This is a genomic window from Microseira wollei NIES-4236 (genome assembly GCF_020521235.1).
GTDB lineage: Bacteria > Cyanobacteriota > Cyanobacteriia > Cyanobacteriales > Aerosakkonemataceae > Microseira > Microseira wollei.
On record NZ_BLAY01000089.1, the window covers coordinates 11,851 to 31,213 of the forward strand.

At 46.8% G+C, this 19,363-nt stretch carries 14 protein-coding genes; 9 read left to right on the top strand and 5 right to left on the bottom strand.

The window, feature by feature from the left end; genetic code table 11:
* Positions 1–154 precede the first annotated feature (154 nt).
* A complete protein-coding gene (locus MiSe_RS26515) occupies positions 155–1,807 on the top strand; it encodes an FG-GAP-like repeat-containing protein (protein ID WP_226586206.1) in 1,653 nt (550 codons plus the stop codon).
* Positions 1,808–1,925: 118 nt separating this feature from the next.
* On the opposite strand, the gene pgeF is transcribed toward MiSe_RS26515, so the two are convergent.
* A complete protein-coding gene (gene pgeF / locus MiSe_RS26520) occupies positions 1,926–2,720 on the bottom strand; it encodes a peptidoglycan editing factor PgeF (RefSeq protein ID WP_373872876.1) in 795 nt (264 codons plus the stop codon).
* 133 nt (positions 2,721–2,853) lie between these two features.
* On the opposite strand from pgeF, the gene MiSe_RS26525 reads away from it, so the two are divergent.
* Positions 2,854–3,642: a biotin--[acetyl-CoA-carboxylase] ligase gene (locus tag MiSe_RS26525; RefSeq protein WP_226586208.1), complete on the top strand. Its 789-nt coding sequence runs from the start codon at positions 2,854–2,856 to the stop codon at positions 3,640–3,642.
* A 33-nt stretch (positions 3,643–3,675) separates the two neighbouring features.
* Positions 3,676–5,745, top strand: a complete 2,070-nt coding sequence (locus MiSe_RS26530) for a M23 family metallopeptidase (protein WP_226586209.1) — start codon at positions 3,676–3,678, stop codon at positions 5,743–5,745.
* A gap of 369 nt (positions 5,746–6,114) precedes the next feature.
* On the opposite strand, the gene ribE is transcribed toward MiSe_RS26530, so the two are convergent.
* Positions 6,115–6,804: a riboflavin synthase gene (gene ribE / locus MiSe_RS26535; RefSeq protein ID WP_226586226.1), complete on the bottom strand. Its 690-nt coding sequence runs from the start codon at positions 6,802–6,804 to the stop codon at positions 6,115–6,117.
* A gap of 328 nt (positions 6,805–7,132) precedes the next feature.
* On the opposite strand from ribE, the gene MiSe_RS26540 reads away from it, so the two are divergent.
* The 5 genes from MiSe_RS26540 to MiSe_RS26560 all read left to right on the top strand — a co-directional run bounded on the left by MiSe_RS26540 (position 7,133) and on the right by MiSe_RS26560 (position 13,070).
* Positions 7,133–7,636 (top strand): bifunctional nuclease family protein, encoded by a 504-nt coding sequence (locus MiSe_RS26540; protein WP_226586210.1) that lies wholly within the window; start codon positions 7,133–7,135, stop codon positions 7,634–7,636.
* 122 nt (positions 7,637–7,758) lie between these two features.
* On the top strand, positions 7,759–8,889 hold the full coding sequence (locus MiSe_RS26545) for an aldo/keto reductase (RefSeq protein ID WP_226586211.1): 1,131 nt from the start codon (positions 7,759–7,761) through the stop codon (positions 8,887–8,889).
* A 95-nt stretch (positions 8,890–8,984) separates the two neighbouring features.
* Positions 8,985–9,818: a hypothetical protein gene (locus MiSe_RS26550; RefSeq protein WP_226586212.1), complete on the top strand. Its 834-nt coding sequence runs from the start codon at positions 8,985–8,987 to the stop codon at positions 9,816–9,818.
* Positions 9,819–10,807: 989 nt separating this feature from the next.
* Positions 10,808–11,848, top strand: coding sequence for an RRXRR domain-containing protein (locus MiSe_RS26555; RefSeq protein WP_226586213.1), 1,041 nt, complete (start codon positions 10,808–10,810; stop codon positions 11,846–11,848).
* A gap of 67 nt (positions 11,849–11,915) precedes the next feature.
* Entirely contained in the window at positions 11,916–13,070 is a 1,155-nt protein-coding gene (locus tag MiSe_RS26560; protein ID WP_226586214.1) for a response regulator, read from the top strand.
* Positions 13,071–13,335: 265 nt separating this feature from the next.
* Here MiSe_RS26560 and MiSe_RS26565 read toward each other — a convergent pair whose 3' ends face one another.
* Together MiSe_RS26565 and MiSe_RS26570 are read right to left on the bottom strand one after the other, a co-directional pair.
* Entirely contained in the window at positions 13,336–15,717 is a 2,382-nt protein-coding gene (locus MiSe_RS26565; protein WP_226586215.1) for a response regulator, read from the bottom strand.
* 42 nt (positions 15,718–15,759) lie between these two features.
* The gene (locus MiSe_RS26570) at positions 15,760–16,920 is read right to left on the bottom strand and encodes an extracellular solute-binding protein (RefSeq protein WP_226586216.1); all 1,161 of its coding nucleotides are present in this window, start codon (positions 16,918–16,920) and stop codon (positions 15,760–15,762) included.
* Positions 16,921–17,337: 417 nt separating this feature from the next.
* Here MiSe_RS26570 and MiSe_RS26575 point away from each other — a divergent pair, with 417 nt between their 5' ends.
* A complete protein-coding gene (locus tag MiSe_RS26575) occupies positions 17,338–17,712 on the top strand; it encodes a hypothetical protein (RefSeq protein WP_226586217.1) in 375 nt (124 codons plus the stop codon).
* Between the two features lie 221 nt (positions 17,713–17,933).
* On the opposite strand, the gene MiSe_RS26580 is transcribed toward MiSe_RS26575, so the two are convergent.
* Positions 17,934–19,145: a nicotinate-nucleotide--dimethylbenzimidazole phosphoribosyltransferase gene (locus MiSe_RS26580; RefSeq protein ID WP_226586218.1), complete on the bottom strand. Its 1,212-nt coding sequence runs from the start codon at positions 19,143–19,145 to the stop codon at positions 17,934–17,936.
* Positions 19,146–19,363 lie beyond the last annotated feature (218 nt).

A 19,363-nucleotide genomic window follows, 5' to 3' on the forward strand; every position in this document is an offset into this window, starting at 1 on the left:
CTCTCTGGGAGCGGCTAATGGCTAATGGCTAATGGCGAGATTGGTAAAAATCCAAGCTTAGCAATTAGCAATTAGCAATTAGCAACGCCAAAGTTTATAACTAGCAACTTGCGTTACTACATCCTCTCAAAAAACTGAAATAGAGGCGGAAAATATGCCAAATTTGTCCTTGCTAGGCGATAGACCATTTGCTCCGATTACAGTAGGTCTAGACAATAACTTTACGAAAAACGATGGAGGATGGATTACTCAGAATGACTATCCCCGCCAGCTAGCCGATGTTAATGGTGATGGTCGAGACGATATTGTTGGTTTTGGTTTTGACGCCGTTTATGTCTCCCTGGCTAACGCCAATGGCACCTTTGCTCCGATTACAGTAGGTCTAGACAATAACTTTACGAAAAACGATGGAGGATGGATTACTCAGAATGACTATCCCCGACTGCTAGCCGATGTTAATGGGGATGGTAGAGACGATATTGTCGGTTTTGGTTTTGACGCCGTTTATGTGTCCCTGGCTAACGCCAATGGCACCTTTGCTCCGATTACAGTAGGTCTAGACAATAACTTTACGAAAAACGATGGCGGATGGATTACTCAGAATGACTATCCCCGCCAATTAGCCGATGTCAATGGGGATGGTTTAGCCGATATTGTCGGTTTTGGTTTAGACAACGTTTATGTCTCCCTGGCTAATGGCAATGGCACTTTTGCTCCGATTACAGTAGGTCTAGACAATAACTTTACGAAAAACGATGGAGGATGGATTACTCAGAATGATTATCCCCGTCAGCTAGCTGATGTTAATGGGGATGGTTTAGCCGATATTGTTGGTTTTGGTTTAGACGCCGTTTATGTCTCGCTGGCTAAAGGAGATGGCACTTTTAATCCGATCGCAGTAGGTCTAGACAATAACTTTACGAAAAACGATGGGGGATGGATCGCTCAGAATGATTATCCGCGTCAGCTAGCTGATGTTAATGGGGATGGTTTAGCCGATATTGTCGGTTTTGGTTTTGACAACGTATTCGTCTCATTTGCTAACGGCGACGGCACCTTTGCTAATGCCACAGTAGGTGTGGCAAATAACTTTGCGAAAAATGGTGGGGGATGGATTACTCAGGATGATTATCCGCGCCAACTAGGTGATGTTAATGGAGATGGTCGCGCCGATATTGTCGGTTTTGGTTTTGACAACGTTTTTGTCTCCCTGGGAACTACCAATAAAAATGATTCAATTGTCGGTGGCAGCGGTAATGAAACCCTCGATGGGTTAAGTGGCAATGATACTCTCAGAGGTGGTGCTGGGGACGACAAATTATATGGTCGTTCTGGCAATGATTCGTTGGACGGGGGTATTGGGAACGACTATCTAGATGGTGGCACTGGCAATGACACCCTCGACGGTGGAGACGGGAATGATACGATTGCTGGCGGTGCAGGTAATGACCGACTGATTGATGGTGGTGGAGACGATCGCTTCCTGTTCAACACACCCCTCGCCACTGCTGGTGTAGATACCGTCGATGACCTGACAGTTGGCTTCGATAAAATTGTCCTGGCTAAGTGGGTATTTTCGGAACTCGAAACTGCTGCTGGTGGTACTTTGTTGGCTTCAGACTTTGCCAACGTCACTGGTAGCGAAGCCACTAGCGCATTTGAGATTGTTTATAACCGTACAACTGGTGGCTTGTTCTACAACTCGAATGGGGCTTTACCAGGGTTTGGCACAGGAGGCGGTCAGTTTGCCACCCTGGTCGGGTCTCCCGATACGGTATCAAATACTGACTTCCTTGTTGTGGCGTAACGACGATCTGAGAAACCGAGTTTTTTTCATAGAAACCCGGTTTCTTTGCCTAAGTCCTGAGAGTTTAGTTGCAACAGGGCTGACAAATTTCCAGCCCTGTTTGTTTTGTCGATATTAATCAAGAACTGACAATTCCCGACCACTGAACTTTTTTCTCTTTGTCTCTACGATAAGAGAAGAAATGTTCGGGTTGTTGATAGGTGCAATGAGGCGCGATCGCCACCTGTTCGCCACAAATTCCCATCCGTTCTAATTGCAACTCGTTCACCCTCCGCACATCCAACCGCACCTTTCCATCTTCCTCATCGGGTAATATCGGTGGATTCGGTAACCATTGCAACGTGTCTAGAATTTCTTGCGGTGAATCCGATGGTATAATGCTGGCTCCGACTTGGGCGGCAACTTGCACATCGACTTGGTAGACTTCCCCCGCGATCGCCGGCCCCATGGCAATGCGAAGATGCTTAAGTTGACTGCCATTGGATTGGAGACGCGCGATCGCCACAGGTAAAATCTTCTGTGCAGTCCCCCGCCACCCCGCGTGTATCGCCGCGACTTGTCCTGTCTCCACATCCCCAATTAACACCGGCGTACAATCTGCCGTACAAATCCACACCGCCTGATCTGCCCGTTCTGTTACGATACCATCCGCCGGGGGCAGAAAATCTTTATCCAGCTTCCCGATTTCTGTTGCCGCGCCGACGAACTGTTCCACTTGCTTTGCCGTAACGACAGTATTGCCATGTACCTGTTGTGCCCGATAAACCTTGACATCGGGACGCAATGCTGCTAAAAATTCTGCCGGATAGAGAGGCCAAAACTGCTGGGTAAAAAAGCCGTGAGGCCACTTTTCCAAAAGACTACAGGTAAGATAGGGCAATCCTTCCCAAGTGCGCCAGTGCCAGGTATGCATAGATTGGGTCATCGGTAGTGGGTCGTGGGTAGTAGGTATTTTTTACCTAGTATCACAAAATCTCTTGGACTGTAATCCGCAGCCACACTCAATCTAAAATCTAAAATCTGAAATCTAAAATTTTCAATCACCAGTGGAATTCAATCGGCAAAAATTTATCGCAGCGATAGGTGCGTCCCCACAAGAAACGCCGCATAATTTCCAGATCTTTGAAACCGTCGCTTCAACTAACCAGACGCTGTGGCAGTTACTTGAGGGCAACGCACCCCCCCGAACCGTTGTGATCGCCACCCAACAAACCGCAGGACGAGGACAGTGGGGCAGGCATTGGCAATCTGCACCGGGTGGATTATACTTATCCCTGGCGCTGTTTCCAAAGGTGCCAACTCAATTGGCGGCTGGTCTGACTCTATGCAGTGCTTGGGGAATTGCTACCGCTTTGCGCGACAAAGGCATTCCAGTCTGGCTCAAATGGCCCAACGACCTCGTACTTTCAGGGCGCAAATTAGGGGGCATTCTTACCGAAACTAGAGTACAGCAAGGGAAAATCGCCAAAGCTGTTGTGGGAGTAGGCATTAACTGGGCTAATTCAGTTCCGGAAACAGGGATCAATTTACAATCCTTTTTAGAAAATAACCCAGTATCGCCGATTACCTCGCTGGAAATCTTAGCTGCTGTTACTCTCATGGGAATTGTTTCTGGATACCAATATTGGCAGGAAAAAGGAATCGATCATCTATTGCCAGCTTATGAAAATATACTGACCAATATGGGTCAAACAGTCACAGTCGATGGACAAGCGGGGGTAGTAGTGGGAGTTTGTGCCAGAGGCAATTTGCGGGTGCAAATCTGTCAAACGGGAGTTGCAACCCCTGTGGAAATTAGCGTAGAGCCCGGTACAATCAGTCTGGGTTATAGATAAAGTTTTAGTCAATTTACTTACGGTGTGATGGAGATGGAAAAACCAATCAACCGAGACAAGCAAATAAAATTGCAGTCCGAAGAAACTCAATTAGTAGCGCTCGCCACCAATCCCTCGCGGGGTAAATTTTGGCAGCGGGTTATGTTAGCGCAAGGCATTGGTTGGGTCGGCGCGCTCGGCATTCTCGGTAGCAGCATCGCTTGGACACAAGAGCAAGCATCCAACCCAGGCGGTGGTTCTACAATTGTGGAAGCGCTCCCCAAAGCTTCCCCCATCGAACCAAATTTAGCAGCTCCCAGACGCGCTCCAGCTCGGTCGGGACGGCGCTTAAGAGCCAGAATGCAGCGGCAAAGACAAAGAATAACATCCGCTGTTAATAACAATACATACATCGACAGAACCGATTACAGTCTGGGTGCGACCAGACGCAGAAGCGGCGGAACTGACACCTATGACGCCCCCAGTTCGGTGGTGATGACCGAACGCACCACGAGGCGTCAAACAACGATCGCCAGAAGACAGCGGGCGATCGAAGCTGGCGAATCAGTGGCGCGCGTGAGAACAAGGGTGAGGAGTAATCTATTTAGACGGGATTCTGCTTCAGAGACGCAAACGGATCGCTCAATCGAAATCCCCGTTTACCGTTATAGAGTCGGTCGCATCTCCCGCCGTTCCCAAATCACCCGCCGCAACTCACAACCGACTCAATTCGGGCGCATCTCTCGTGGGTCACAAATTGCCCGCCGTAGAGAGCAACAAATTCAAGTCGATCGCATCTCCCGTAGGGTACAAATTGCCCGCCGCGCTCCACAAATTCAAGTCGATCGCATCCCCCGTAGGGTACAAATTGCCCGCAACTCGCAACCCACTCATGTAGAACGCAGCACTCGACGCAGCCAAATTGCTCGCAGAGGGCAACCAGAGCAGTTAGAAAGAAGCACTCGACGCAGCCAAATTGCTCGCATCGTGCAACCAGAGCCAGAAAGAAGCAACAGACGCAGCCAAATTGCTCGCATCGTGCAACCAGAGCCAGAAAGAAGCAACAGACGCAGCCAAATTGCTCGCATCGTGCAACCAGAGCCAGAAAGAAGCAACAGACGCAGCCAAAAGGCGCGCATTGGGCAACCAGAGCCAGAAAGAAGCACTAGACGCAGCCAAATGTCGCGTTCCCGACGACCGGCGCAAATCCCGATCGAATACGTTGCCAGTACTTCGGCGAGCGAACGCATCGCCAATAGCTCCAGCATCAATAATTTCCGCCGTCGTTCCCAAACAGCATGGCGTTCTTCGCGTCGAGGCGCAGAAGTAGCCGCAGTCGGGCAAATCCAGATCGGCTCGGTTACCCCCAATCCCAACTCTGTCCGCGTCCGTCATTGGAACGGGATCGGGACGCAGACAACCTTGCCGCAGCGTTTAGCCCCGCAACCCATCGGCAGGGAGCAAAACAGCCAACCCATCCCGCCTTGGCCCGGTTTAGCTTACAATACCGCCACAAGCAAACCCCAAGAATATCCTCGCCGTCCCACTCTTCCCATCATCTTTCCCCTTTCCATACCCGCCCAGATTACCTCAGTCTTCGGTTGGCGAATTCATCCCATTAGCGGCGACCTGCGCTTCCACACCGGAACCGATTTGGGGGCACCAATGGGAACCCCCGTCGTGGCAGCTTATCCGGGTCGGGTCGCCCTAGCAGATACGTTAAGCGGCTACGGCTTAACCGCGATCATCCAGCACAACGACGGCACTCAAGAAACTCGCTACGCGCACCTGTCAGAGGTATATGTCGAACCAGGAGATTTTATCGAACAGGGAACCACAATCGGGCGCGTGGGTAACACCGGCACCTCTACTGGTCCCCACCTCCACTTTGAAATTCGCGAGCAAACCCCAGAAGGCTGGGTAGCCATAGATGCGGGCGCTCAAATCGAGTCCAGCTTAGCTAGACTGCTCAATACCTTGCAGATCGCCCAATCGCCCCAATCAGAAACCACCGAGTCAACCAAACTCGCCCAACCAAAAACCCAGCTAGATAACACCGAATTACCCGAAATTATCGTCCCCAATACCCCAGCCTATTTCGTTCCACCTTTAACTGGAGGCTAACCCAATTGCAGATTGCAGATTTAAGATTTCATATCATGTCCTTAGGTATCGGTAGTGCATGGATGGCTAATTGCTAATTGCTAATTGCTCGCAATTCAATTGCCAAAAGAGCCATTAGCGATTAGCTATTAGCAGTTACACAACCGTTGCTACCGGACATGATATCAGATGGAAAATTAAATCTGCAATCTTAAATATTTAACAGTTTAAAAATAGCTAATAGCTAATTGCTAATTGCTCATAGGAATATTTTCCAGATCGACCATTAGCCATTAGCGATTAGCCATTAGCGATTGACCATTAGCCATTAGCGATTGACCAGCCATTAGCGATTAGCCATTAGCGATTAGCCATTAGCAGCCCTAAAATTTAAAGATAGCCGTGTTCGGCTAGAAAGGCTGGTGTAATTGTCTCTAAACTGGGGACTTCGCCCCAACTAGGCGCAGTCTCGCGACTATAGCCAAAATGCAGGAATCTTTCCACATATTTGCCTAAAATATCTCCTTCCAAATTCACCCAACTATCTGGTTGGAGATATTGCAGGTTCGTCTGGGCAAAGGTGTGGGGAATGACGGCAACTTTAAACCAAGTTCCCTTCTTGTCGCAGTCTGAAACAGTTAAACTTACCCCATTGACGGCGATACTGCCTTTGGGGACAATATAACGGGCGACAATTTCCGGAGCGGTAAAGGTGATTTCCCAGGAATTGGCGGTTGGTTCGAGCGATCGCACTTCACCCACCCCATCCACGTGACCCGTGACAAAATGTCCGCCCAACTTGCTGCCAACCCGCAGCGATGTCTCTAAATTGACCCAGCTATTTTCTAGTTGCTGCCGTCCCAACGTAGTTCGCCGCAGGGTTTCTGGAGAAGCAGAAGCCACAAACCCCGATGAATGTATCTCCTCGACGGTCAGACAAACCCCATCCACCGCCACGCTGTCGCCGATCGCCAGACCCGGTAAAATTTGCTCGGCTGCCTCGGATGAGCAAGAAATCCGCAATTTATCAGACTCTTGCGGCTCAATTGTAGCTAAAGCTTGAATTAATCCGGTAAACACTGCTTTATTACTCAAAAATTGCTCAAAGAAACCTCGAACGGGCTGAAACTGGTGACAAAGGCAACAATTTATCCAGCCTAATGGTCTACTTATACAATCAAAATCCCAAACCCGACCTGTGAGATCCGCGTCAAGATCGAGGCATACTTGGGTAAAGACCTTATTATGGGTTTGACCGTAACCAGGTCTAAAAGCCCGAACAGAGTACAACAGATGAACTCTAGCGACCCCCCCCAACAAAGTCGATTCTTACCGTTGGACTATTCAGTACCAGTTTACCGCTCAAATTTGATTCCCTATCGCCTAAGGTATTCTAGAGGCTAAGCTAATGATTGAGATGAAAGTCGCCGGAATTGCACTCGATGCTATGACGCGCAGCCCGATAGTGCTTCTGAAAGATGCTTCAGATAGACGGGCGCTACCTATATATATAGGCCAAGACCAGGCCAAATCTATTATTGGGGCTTTGGAAAAACAAGCGCCTCCTCGCCCCCTCACCCACGACCTGTTCGTGAATATGTTAGAAGCTTGGGGTATGACCTTGGAGCGGATCGTGATCCATGCGCTGCAGGATAATACATTCTATGCTTTGCTGATCGTCCGTCAGGGTGAAGTCAAGAAAGAGATCGATTCGCGCCCCAGCGATGCGATCGCGATCGCCCTCCGCACCAACAGCCCCATATGGGTAATGGAAGAAGTAATCGCCGATGCCTCGATCCCCGTCGATCGAGAAGCCGATCAAGCCGAACAAGAAGCCTTCCGCGAATTCTTATCCAACCTAAGACCCGAAGATTTGATTCAACGCGGACGCTTCAGTCCCGGCGAAGGCTAATTATGCCAGGATTTTAGATTTTGGATAGCAGGATTTAATGGTGATTTTTAAAGCCGTCAATGTTTAATTCAAACCAATCCCCCCAATCTAAAATCTAAAATCTCAAATCTAAAATCGATCCTATGCGATACCGGCGTTTTGGAAAAACGAATCTGCGGCTTTCAGTGTTCTCCCTGGGAACCATGCGCTACCTCGAATCTGAAGCAAATGCGGTGCAGACGCTGCAAGCAGCTATAGCGCAGGGGATTAATCACCTAGAAACGGCTAAAGGATACGGAAAAAGCGAAGAATATCTAGGGGCAGCCCTGAAAGCTGGTTTAGGGCTGCCCCGTTCCCAACTTTACATCACCACAAAATTCTCGCCAACCGACAATCGTTCTACCATGCAGCGGTGGATCGATGAATCCCTCTTAAGGTTGAATTTAGACTACATCGACTGTCTGGCAATTCACGGCTTGAATACCTGGGAACACCTAGACTGGGTAAAACGCCCAGATGGCTGTATGCAAGCAGTCCAGCAAGCTGTTGCCGATGGGCGGGTGCGACACCTTGGCTTTTCCACCCACGGTTGTTTGGAATTGATTCAGGCAGCTATCAATACAGATTTATTTGAATTTGTCAATCTGCATTATTACTATTTTTTCCAGCGCCACGACCCAGCCGTTGAATTAGCCTGGAAAAAAGACATGGGCGTATTCATCATTTCCCCCGCCGATAAAGGAGGACGCCTCTACACACCACCCTCTACCCTGAAAAACCTCTGCCATCCCTTAACGCCTTTACACCTGGGTTACCGTTTTTTATTGAGCGACCCTCGAATTACTACCCTCAGTTTAGGCGCTGCCAACCCAACTGAACTGACCGAACCTTTAAAAGTCGCAAACTGCGACGAACCCCTAACGCCCCAGGAACTAGAAATATTAGAACGCTTGCAGGTGCATTTAGAAAACGTTCTAGGAACGGATAAATGCAGCCAATGTTATGCTTGTCTCCCTTGTCCGGAAAACATCAACATTCCGGAAATCTTGCGGTTGCGAAATTTAGCCGTTGCTTACGAAATGACCGACTACGGTCAATATCGTTACCGCATGTTTGAAAACGCCGGACATTGGTTTCCAGGCGTCAAAGGAAACCGTTGCACCGAGTGCGGCGACTGTCTTCCCCGCTGTCCAGAACATTTGGATATCCCCGCTTTATTGCAAGATACTAATCAGCGTCTCAATGGTGCAGCAGGTCGCCGCCTTTGGGAATAGTAATTTTAGATTTTAGATGGCAGATTTGAGATTGAAATTTTCAATTTGGCAGCTTTATGTTTAATCCAAAATTACATCTAATATCAAGTTCAAAAATGCGGGAAAATTTTGTAGGTTGGGTTGAGGAACGAAACCCAATCCGTAAAATGTGGGATGGCGTTCGCGCCAGCGTGCGGTCGGCATATCGCGCTCAAGCCAACCTACGCATTTATAGCCGTTTGCAGCCTTCTCTTGTACACCTTCGTTTGTGTAGCGGCAGCATTAATGCTGCCGCTACACAAACGAAGCCCAATGGCTCTGGGTGCGATCAAAACCCGTTGGTGATAGGGAAAAAATTTCTCCGCGTCAGAGCGTCTTTGCGTCAGAGCGTCACTCTCAACCAACTACTTTTGACCACACCCAATGGCAATTCGTTGTATGCCAAATCTAAAATTGCTTTAATGGTTGTCAACCTGAGCGCAATTTTATTTTTACCAGCAGTAACAATAGCTGCACCAGAACCGTCTGCACCTCCTACAAATTGCCCGCCATTAGAACAAGGAACAAATCCGCCACCCATCCCTACAATAGCCGCTGGTTCTGTTGTGACTGCAAATACTATTTCCCAAACTGGACTGACAAGACCTAGCCTTTGGTGGGCTGACGAACAGTTTGGTAACAAATTGCTCAACAACTGGTGTGCTTACCCGAATGAACGTCGAATAGATTTAATTGTAAATCGACAAATCTGGAGCTTGCTTACGTATTTAGAACGCTACGCATTTGTTAATCACTTTGGTACGGTAGCCAGAGATTTTCAGTACAATGTTCGGGTTTTTAATCAGCAGAATACGCCTTTGGCAACTTATACCTGTAACTTCAGCGCGACTCCAGTCAGCTGCAATCTTAAACTAGATACTCCCAATATCAGGAGCCTTGGGTCAAGGTAAGATGATTGGAAGCGATCGCTGATTACCTTGGCAGAGCGATCGCACGTTAAGTCGGATTTAACAACAGTCGTGTCCGGGTGCATCGGCATTATATAGTTAATGGTGTTGTAGGGGCGGGTTTAACCAACAATTTTTGATCTGAGGTTAATTGTATCGATCAACCCGCTGCCCCGCGCGATCGCTATATAATATCATGTCCGCGAGAGATCAGTTGTGTATAGTTGATTGTGCGAAAAAGCGTTTTTTCTCCCCCATCCCCTTTGCTCCCCCATCCCCTTTGCTCTCCAAACGCAACCGATGCAACCGGACACGATATAACTCCACAGGATTAGGACTGACGCAAAGAAACTTTGGTGATACGAAACATAGTTGGTTTGGCAACCAGAGATCAAGGTCTCACCTTTGTTTCTGGCTTAGTCCTGCGTCAGTTCTGATGATATGATACCGAGTCCCAACGCATACGGACTTGTATAGTTAATGGTGTTGTAGGGGCGGGTTTAACCAGATACCTTTGATTGATAGCGAATTGTGTTGATAAACCCGCCCCCCTCGCGATGCCGATACAAGCGGACATGATATGAGAGGGTTTCAGAGTTTTCTCACAGACAAGGAAACGATCCCCAATCCACCGGACATGATACAGCCGTTTGCAACCCTATGAGGTACGGCTTTGTTTGTCTAGCGACTGCCATTGTTCGAGCTAAACTTTTATCAGGGGTACAAAAACCAAACACCTGACAAGAGGGATATATAGACGCTCGTCACTGACCCACGAATTCTATTCGGGGGCTTGTAAGAGGAGAAATCACCAAACTCTTAATACAAGACTAAACCAGTGTCTAGACGCTAACCGTAAGGGTAGGACAAAAAACTGAACTGCTTGGGTGTGGTAGCCCAGAAGACGTTAAGAATGCTTCCCTAGTTTTTAACCTCTCGCTTCAGTCAGTTTCGAAGGGAAATATATACCTAGCAATAGGACTTATCGTTAAATGTTTGTTCCAGTTGTAGACAGCAATAATCGCCCCCTGATGCCAACAACCTCTGCTAGGGCTAAACGTTGGATAAAATCGGGCAAAGCTACACCATTCTTTAAAAAAGGGGTGTTTTGTGTTCGACTCAATATAGAACCCATACTAGGAAACTATCAACCAATCGCAGTCGGTGTTGACCCAGGTAGCAAACGTGAAGGATTTACGGTTAAATCAAAATCAAACACCTATTTAAACGTGCAAACTCATGCAGTTGATTGGGTGAAAGACCATGTAGAAACACGTCGTAATATGCGACGGGCTAGACGATTTCGTAAAACTCTATGCCGTCAAAATCGCCAGAATCGATTAGTCAATAAACAGAAATTACCACCATCAACAAAAGCTCGTTGGCAATGGAAAATGCGTATTTGTGAATGGCTGACATCTATTTTTACGGTCACAGTATTTGTGGTCGAAGATATCAAAGCTAAAACATGGAAGAACCGACGCAAGTGGCATGTTATGTTTTCTCCCCTAGAAGTTGGCAAGCAGTGGTTTTATTTTGAATTACGTCGAATTGCCAATCTAGAAATTCGTTCGGGAAATGATACTTACACTGAGCGTCAAGCGTTGGGATTGAAAAAGTCTAAAAATAAATTATCCAATAAGTTTGATGCTCACTGTGTTGATTCGTGGGTTTTGGCTAATTGGTATGTTGGAGGTCATAGTGTTCCCGACAACACAAGAGTAATCGAAGTTGTTCCCTTAGAGTTTCATCGTCGTCAACTGCACCGACTGCAACATCAAGTAGGACAGGTTAGACCTCGCTATGGTGGAACCATCAGCGCTGGTTTTAAGCGTGGGTCAGTCGTCAAGCATCCCAAATACGGCTTTTGCTACGTCGGTGGTTGGCAGGAGTCACCCACCAAGAAAAATCCAGACAGAAAAACAATTAGCTTGCACCATATTAATTCAGGTAAGCGATTGACTCAAAATGCATTGCCCACTGATTGTAAGTTTCTTGCCTACAATTCGTGGCGCGTTGCTCTCGCCAAATAAATTTGGCGTGTCGTGTTCCGACCTGGTCTCTTGACGCACGGTTTCCACACTTCCCGGAGATTTTTAGATGACAACAGAAGAAGCAATCTTATTTATAGAAGCTACCCTGGAAGCCAAAACAGGTAAACAACTAAGTAACCCAGAAAAAGAAATCCTCAAAGCTGCTTGGGAAAACGAAACCTACAGCAGCGTTGCCGACAGCTTATACTTGAGTATCGGGCATGTTAAAGATTTAGCCTCCCTGTTATGGCAACGTCTTTCAGACGCACTTGGGGAAAAAGTAACCAAGAATAACTTTCGCCGTTTAGTGGAGCAGCTTTGCGGCGTACCCACTCGCGCCTCTGTGAAAATAGAAGCAAGCGAAACCGATCAACCTACAGACCCCAAAGCGAATATCCTAATTGTTGATGACCTGATAGAAAACCTGCGATTTTTAACAGAATTATTGACTAAGCAGGGTTACAAAGTTCGCAGCGTCACCAATGGCAAAATGGCATTAAAAACAGTCCGCAATAACCCCCCGGATGCGATTTTGCTCGATATTAAAATGCCTGATATGGATGGGTATCAAGTCTGCCTTGCCCTAAAAGCCGATGAAAATACCTCAGAAATTCCCGTGATTTTTTTAAGTGCGCTCGACCAAGTTATTGATAAAGTCAAAGCTTTTCAAGTCGGAGGAGTAGATTATATTACAAAACCCTTTCAGCCAGAAGAAGTAATTGCCCGCATTCAAACTCAACTGACTATCCAACAACAAAAACACCAGCTGCGACAGCAAATAGAGCGACATCAACAAACCGCAGAAATTCTCTACCAATCTCGCGCCCTACTGGCAAGTTTATTGAACAATTCCTTAGATGGACTGGCAGCGATGCAAGCGGTAAGGGATGCGATAACTGGAAATATCCAGGACTTTCGCTGTTTAGTATTGAATCCTGTCATTGCTAAACTATTTGGCAAAAAACGAGAAGACCTTATGGGTAAGTTAGCGTTCAAGAAACAACTTAATCAACTCACTCCAGGATTGTTTGATTTATTGGTGCAAGTTGTTGAAACAGGAGAATCCCTGGAGCAAGAATTTTATTGGAACTCTGATGACTTTCAGAAATGGTATTACTTGATTGCCGTTAAATTTGGAGATGGTTGTTCGATTACCATCCGCGATATCACAGAATTTAAGCAGCTTAAATTAAAGTTAAAGCTGCAAGCCGATTTTGCCTGAACAGGACTTATATCATGTCCGTATCGCTAGTGTATGGATGGCTAATTGCTAATTGCTAATTGCAAGCTTGTCAATTGCCTCCAAGAGCAGCCATTAGCGATTAGCTATTAGCAGTTACACAACCGTTGCCATGGGGAGCCAAAAACAAAGGTGATGCGTCAATCTCGCGACTAATCACCCACGATTTTTCGGATCGCCCTTTGTTTTTTTGCTTAAGTCCTGATGAATTATCTGCAATTCTGGCTGCTGGCGCTGTTTCTGAACTTTATTTTTGACCAACTAACGGTTCAGTTAAATCCAAAATTTTTTCAAACTCAAACTTATTAACCCAATCCTTGAGAGTCATTAACTCAAGAGCATGAGATGAAGGAATTTCCTCAATTAGTTGAGAAACTAATTCCGAATCTGCGTCCAGAGCGGCTTCATGCAATTTAGCAATCCATTTCTTGGACATAGCTGCTAGTATAACTGTTAAATTTAACGGTTCAACAGTCACATTTCCAGGGCGAGAAGGCGGATCTTTTTCCTCATAAATATAACTCACTCCCAGATATTTAGCCATGATGTCAAAAATAGTTTCTTCTTGGAATGGTTTTCGCACAAAATCATTGCAGCCAGCCGATAAAACCACCGACTTTTCTTCTTCAAACACGCTAGCAGTCAGCGCAATGACAGGGGTGGCTTGACCTTTGGTCGTGCTTTTAATGCGTTTCGTTGCTTCATACCCATCCATCACCGGCATGAGCATATCCATCCAAATCAAATGGGGTGACCATGATTCCCAAATTTCAATCGCTTCACTACCGTTACTAGCTTCTCGTACCTCAAAACCAACGGGCGAGATCAGTTGAACTAACAATTGACGATTTATATCGCTATCATCCACCACTAGGATGCGATATTTTGGTTGGTTAGGAGCAAGGGCAATAAGGCGACGACTTTGGGGTTGGTTCTCAACTATCCCATCAGCAATACCCACGGGAATGTCAAATAAAAACCTTGTGCCTTCTTTTGGTATTGCGTCGTCGTTCAATTCCCTGGGAGGGGTTCCCGGAGTAAAGATTTTACCGCCACTGATAACGGTTATTTTACCCCCCATCAACCTGACGAATTGATGGCTAATCGTTAATCCTAATCCGGTTCCTTCCTGCACTTTTTGCCCGGATGTGGTTTGTACAAAGGGTCGGAATAGTTTCTTGAATTCTTCAGCAGCAATACCAACCCCTGTGTCTTTAACCTCAAATTGAATTGTCCTCCTGCCCTTGTCAGTTGTCAGTTGTTTTTGGCGAATTACGACTCTTACGCTCCCAGATGCAGTAAATTTAATCGCATTACCGATTAAGTTAATCAGTACTTGCCGCAATTTAACTTCATCGGTGCGAATATATTTGCTTACATCAGGCCCACAGTCAAATTCTAACTGTAAACCTTTATTTTTTGCTCTCAAAGAAAACATATCTTCCACATCTGCCAGTAAGTGGTGGAGGTTGAAGTTATTTTCCGATAGCGCCATCCTTCCTGCTTCAATTTTCGAGAGGTCAAGCACCTGATTAATCAAAGTCAGCAGATGTTCTCCACTGCGATGAATAATGTTCAGGTTTTCCAGTTGTTTTTTTGAGAGATTTGCATCATAATTCATCAGTTGGGAAAAGCCGAGAATGGCGTTGAGGGGAGTTCGCAATTCGTGACTCATGTTGGCGATGAAAATGCTTTTGGCACGGTTAGCGGCTTCGGCTGCTTCTTTTGCTTGTTGAAGTTCGGCTTCGGCAAGTTTGCGCGAATTAATATCCTCTACTGAGCAAAGAATTTGGGTGGGGCAGCCCAAATCATCTCTAGAAAATACTACTTCTCGTGCCAAAAGCCAACGCCACTCCCCATTCTTGTGTCGGAAGCGATATTCGGTGGAGAGAACTTCATTGTCACCAAGATTGATGAAGCGACGCGATATGTCGTTCCATAAGTGTTGGTCATCTGGATGAAAGCAATCGATTAACCACTGTCTAGAAGCCTGGGAAATTTCCGCCGCCGAGTAGCCTAAAAATGTAGTATACTGCTGGTTAAGATAAACATTTGTTCCCTGCTTAAGGTCAAATAGAAACAAAATTTGCGGCACCGTATCGGCAATTTTTTGCAGAAAATATTGGCTATTGCGTAATGCTGCTTCAGCTTGTCTGCGAGCGCGGATTTCCTGTCTCAATCGGGTATTGCGCTTGATTAATTTTTGATTTCTTTGCCGCAGTTGTGCTTGCATAGAACGCAAGTTGAGTTGATGTTGGATCCGCGCTAACACTTCTTCTACGTAAAAGGGTTTTATAATATAATCAGCGCCCCCAATTTGAAAGGCTTTAGCTTTATCTAACCCTTCGGAGATCGCACTTAAAAAAATAACGGGTATATCTCTGGTTTGCGGGTCTGCCTTCAGTTTTTGGCACAGTTCATAACCGTCTAAATTGGGCATAAGTATATCAAGTAAAATTAAGTCTGGTGGACTTTTTTTCACAGCTTCTAAAGCTAAATATCCATCAGGAACGGGGCGCACGGCGTAGCCATTTTCTCGTAAAACCTTAACTAACAAACGTAAGTTATCAGGAAGATCGTCAACGACTAATATTTTTGCTATAGCTTTGGTGTTTTGAGGTAGAGCCATCTTAGTTTTCGGTCGGTTTTTCAAAAGTCCAGCGTGGCAATGTTATCCAAATTTTTTTGCCCAAAGAGACTGGTACTGTTTAACCGATTCCGGAGCAAGAGGAAGGAGAAATTCGCTCCGTTTTATAATTTCCGTTGGTGGCAAAAGTACCTGATTGTTTTTTAAGGAATCTGGTATCTCTTCGGGTTTCATGCTGACTAAGATGGGTGAGACAGCTTGGGTAAAGCGAGAAAGTTGACGCGCAATATCTGGTTGCCAACAGAAATCAATCCATTGTTGCACCAAAGGCGGAGTATCTGGACTTTTTTCGTTTTTGGGACGTACCCATAAATCTGCCCAAAGAGCGGTGCCAGATTGGGGAACCACTAGCTCAATTTGACGATAGCGTCGCGCCAGAGGCAATAAATCGGTAGACCAACCGACAGCCAGCCAGGTGTCTCCTAAAATTAGGGGTTGTTGGTAGGCATTAGAACTATAAAATTTAACTTGCCGATCCAGGGCGCGAAGGTTTTCTTTCAGTTGTGGAACTTTGTCAAGATTTGGGGTGTTGTAGGATAATCCTAGTTTCTTTAAAGTCAGGCCGATGACTTCCCGTGGTTGGTCGAGTAAGGAAATGCGACCTTTGCAGTCCTCCCGCCACAAATCCGACCAGTCTGTAGGCGGCTGCAAACCACTCGAATTAAATTTATCGCGACGATAGGCAATAACCGTGCTGCCCCATCGGTAAGGCGCCCCCCAAATTTTTCCGTTTGGATCTGGTTGTCCAGTGTCGTTACGCCGCACGAGTTGTTGCCACTCTTGGGGTAATTGCTGCCAAGCTTTGAGCTGTTTTGGGTCGAGGGGTTGAATTAGCTTCTGTCTAATTGCTGGGGCTAACCAATAATCCCCCAATGTGACCAGATCGGCAGTGGGAGTGGTTTGTTGACCGCCAAAAGGCAACAGCCGCCATCCCAGATCGTTATCGCTTGATTTTTTCTGCCAAGATCGCAGCCGTGTAAATAAGTCCAATAGCTGAGCTTCCGCCACAAAATCCAATTTGGCTGACTGCTGCAATCCCTGGCGAAATTCATCTAAAATTTGGGCTGGGATAGAATCTTTCAGCAGCCGTACTTTCAACGCTGTCCCAGGGTTGCGATCGCACCCGCTCACTAGCCCAGACAACGTCAGGCTTCCCGCACCGACTAAAAAAGACCGTCTCTTCATCTGATTTTGGCTCGTGGCTGCTCATATCCCGCTCTTTTAGATTATCTTAAGCGGTTTTGCAGCGTTATAGGTAATGGGTAATGGGTAATTGGTAATGGGTAATTGGTAATCGAATATCCACAGAACTTACGCTCATATTCCGGGTTTCTCTTAGAATAAACCCGGTTTCTGGCCTCGACCAGCCTCCGTCTCGATCCACCTACTACCCTTTTGACCCTTAGCCGCCAAAATTGTTCGCTTTCCTTCTAGTAATTTTTTCCTATTTAGCTGCCGAGTTAACGTAAAGTTTTATAACAAAACTGAAAAGCAGATGATAGTGCCATTTCTATCAAAAGTTAAATAATCCTATTGTTAGATTACTTTTAACTTATTGTTCTTTAGGATGAAGGAAGCAATCAGCACTCATTGGGGCTTGGCATGGATTCATTACAAAATCAAGTCACCGCTTTGAATCACAAAGTGGATGCACTGTATCAAATTATCGAGCAGCTAAGTAATAAATTATCCGAAGTTATCTCTGAAGTAAGGCTAACGGCTGGCTCTAGCATTGACGGATCGCCGCTGAAAACCAACGAAAGACGCTACTCCGCTTTAGCTAATAGCCGTCTCGATACGGCTTTTGCACACAAAGATGTCCTAGTTGATACCAACTACTTAGATGCGGGTTCTACTACCCGCGAAAAAGAGTTGTCACCAGAAATACAAATCCAACGGCTAACCGCACAACTAACAGCAGCATACAACCGCATTGCCGCTTTAGAAGAACAATTACTCGCTCAAAGAGTTCATTAACCCGGTAGTTGACCTGACATTAGCTTGCTTTGTCGCAAATGTATGGAAGGCGTGTGTCGTTTCCCAACAGACAAGGAGTTTTCCTTGTCTGTTTTTGATTCGGGACTTACGCAAGGGCGTTGCCATCACCAAAGTTTCGACCTAGATCTCTAGCTGACAAATCAACGATTTTTCAGAGAAACTTTGGTGTTTGCGTAAGTCCTATGATTGATATTGCCGCTTTAATTGGCGAAACGTTCTGCGATTGATTCAATTGCTTGAAGTAGTTGAGTTTGCTTCCAGCCTTTGTATAAAGAAGCTGCAATGCAGGAAGCACCCGCTCCTACGCCTTCCTTTACATATCCTTGTTCGTAAGCTTGTAGCTTTCCGTAACGCGAGGTAACAAAACTCAGCTGGGTAGCGATCAAAGGTACTGAGCCAATTTCTTGTGCCAATCCTAGCGTGTCGCCCGTGGGGTCTTCTGCCACCCAGCGGGTGGTGCCGACGACAATTTGTTCGGGTTGCCAATTGAGGGAATATTTGAGGGCGATGTCTCGCATCAGCGCGTAGACGGCGAGCATTTGCGTCCCACCAGCGAGCATAACACCCGTTGTCCGACTGGCTGCGATCGCCATCCCAGCCACCACCACCTGCATCGGATCTCCCACCGCTGCGATTAACTGTAGCGGGGGCCCAGGAGCAGGTGAGCGGGTGGGCGGGTGGGCGGGTGGCAAAGAGTGGGGTCCAGCGTTTGACTCTCTATTCTCCCCTGCTCCCCATCTCCCCTGCGCACCTGCTCCCCATCTCTCCCTCGCCGCTTGCAGTCCTGCTTGCACGATCGCCCACTTCTGGGCATGATTGCATTGGGGATGGCTGCTATTGACCTTTCCAGCGGCTTTGATACCCAAGCCAGTTAAAACCGCAAGTGCAGTTGTCGTTCCTCCCACGACGCATTCGCCTAAAATCAGATAGCTCGATGGGTGGTTTTGGGCTAACTTTTCGCCCCATGTCAATCCTTGCTCGAATAAATTTTTTACCGTGGCTAGTTCTAGAGCATTCCCGGAAGTGAGACAGCTAGCACTTGTACCGCCTAAATCAATTGCAGGTACAGACGGCGGTTCGGGCAGTCCAGCGTTGAATAGATAAACTGGTAGGGACAGGGTTTCCACAACTGCGCGGGTAATGATTGCGGGTGAAGCACCCGCTGCCAGGGGTGGCAAGGGATATTGGGGGTTGGTTTGGCAACCTTGGGACAAAAACTCGGCATCTGCGATTGCAGTATAGCGCCGGTCATCTGGCGTTGCACCGGCTGCCGAAATTCCCGGAATTAATCCAGTTTCGGTAAATCCTAAAACGCAAGCGAACGCAGGTTGGCAACCTTGGTATCGCTGCAACCATCGGTGTCCTGCTGGTATTTGGGTGTAAACGCGAATCGGTAATGGGTCATCGGGCATAGAATTAATTGTAGATTTTAGATTGAAGAAAAGTGAGGGAAAGCATTTTCGCTTTGTTTGTGTAGCAGCAGCATTAATGCTGCTGCTACACAAACTTGCGCCAAAGGGCTGGATCAAGAAGAGGAAAGCAATCCGCTATAGATTGAAGAAAAGCAGATTTAATTAATGTAATGCCAGATTTTAGATGGCCAATTCCAAAGATAATTTCAATCTAAAAT

Bases quoted from the DNA above. Each gene is read 5' to 3' on its own strand.
- MiSe_RS26570 (WP_226586216.1), bottom strand. From the start codon at position 16,920: ATGAAGAGACGGTCTTTTTTAGTCGGTGCGGGAAGCCTGACGTTGTCT.
- MiSe_RS26555 (WP_226586213.1), top strand. From the start codon at position 10,808: ATGTTTGTTCCAGTTGTAGACAGCAATAATCGCCCCCTGATGCCAACA.
- MiSe_RS26550 (WP_226586212.1), top strand. From the start codon at position 8,985: ATGCGGGAAAATTTTGTAGGTTGGGTTGAGGAACGAAACCCAATCCGT.
- MiSe_RS26565 (WP_226586215.1), bottom strand. From the start codon at position 15,717: ATGGCTCTACCTCAAAACACCAAAGCTATAGCAAAAATATTAGTCGTT.
- MiSe_RS26575 (WP_226586217.1), top strand. From the start codon at position 17,338: ATGGATTCATTACAAAATCAAGTCACCGCTTTGAATCACAAAGTGGAT.
- MiSe_RS26530 (WP_226586209.1), top strand. From the start codon at position 3,676: ATGGAAAAACCAATCAACCGAGACAAGCAAATAAAATTGCAGTCCGAA.
- MiSe_RS26545 (WP_226586211.1), top strand. From the start codon at position 7,759: ATGCGATACCGGCGTTTTGGAAAAACGAATCTGCGGCTTTCAGTGTTC.
- MiSe_RS26515 (WP_226586206.1), top strand. From the start codon at position 155: ATGCCAAATTTGTCCTTGCTAGGCGATAGACCATTTGCTCCGATTACA.
- MiSe_RS26580 (WP_226586218.1), bottom strand. From the start codon at position 19,145: ATGCCCGATGACCCATTACCGATTCGCGTTTACACCCAAATACCAGCA.
- pgeF (WP_373872876.1), bottom strand. From the start codon at position 2,720: ATGCATACCTGGCACTGGCGCACTTGGGAAGGATTGCCCTATCTTACC.
- MiSe_RS26540 (WP_226586210.1), top strand. From the start codon at position 7,133: ATGATTGAGATGAAAGTCGCCGGAATTGCACTCGATGCTATGACGCGC.
- MiSe_RS26560 (WP_226586214.1), top strand. From the start codon at position 11,916: ATGACAACAGAAGAAGCAATCTTATTTATAGAAGCTACCCTGGAAGCC.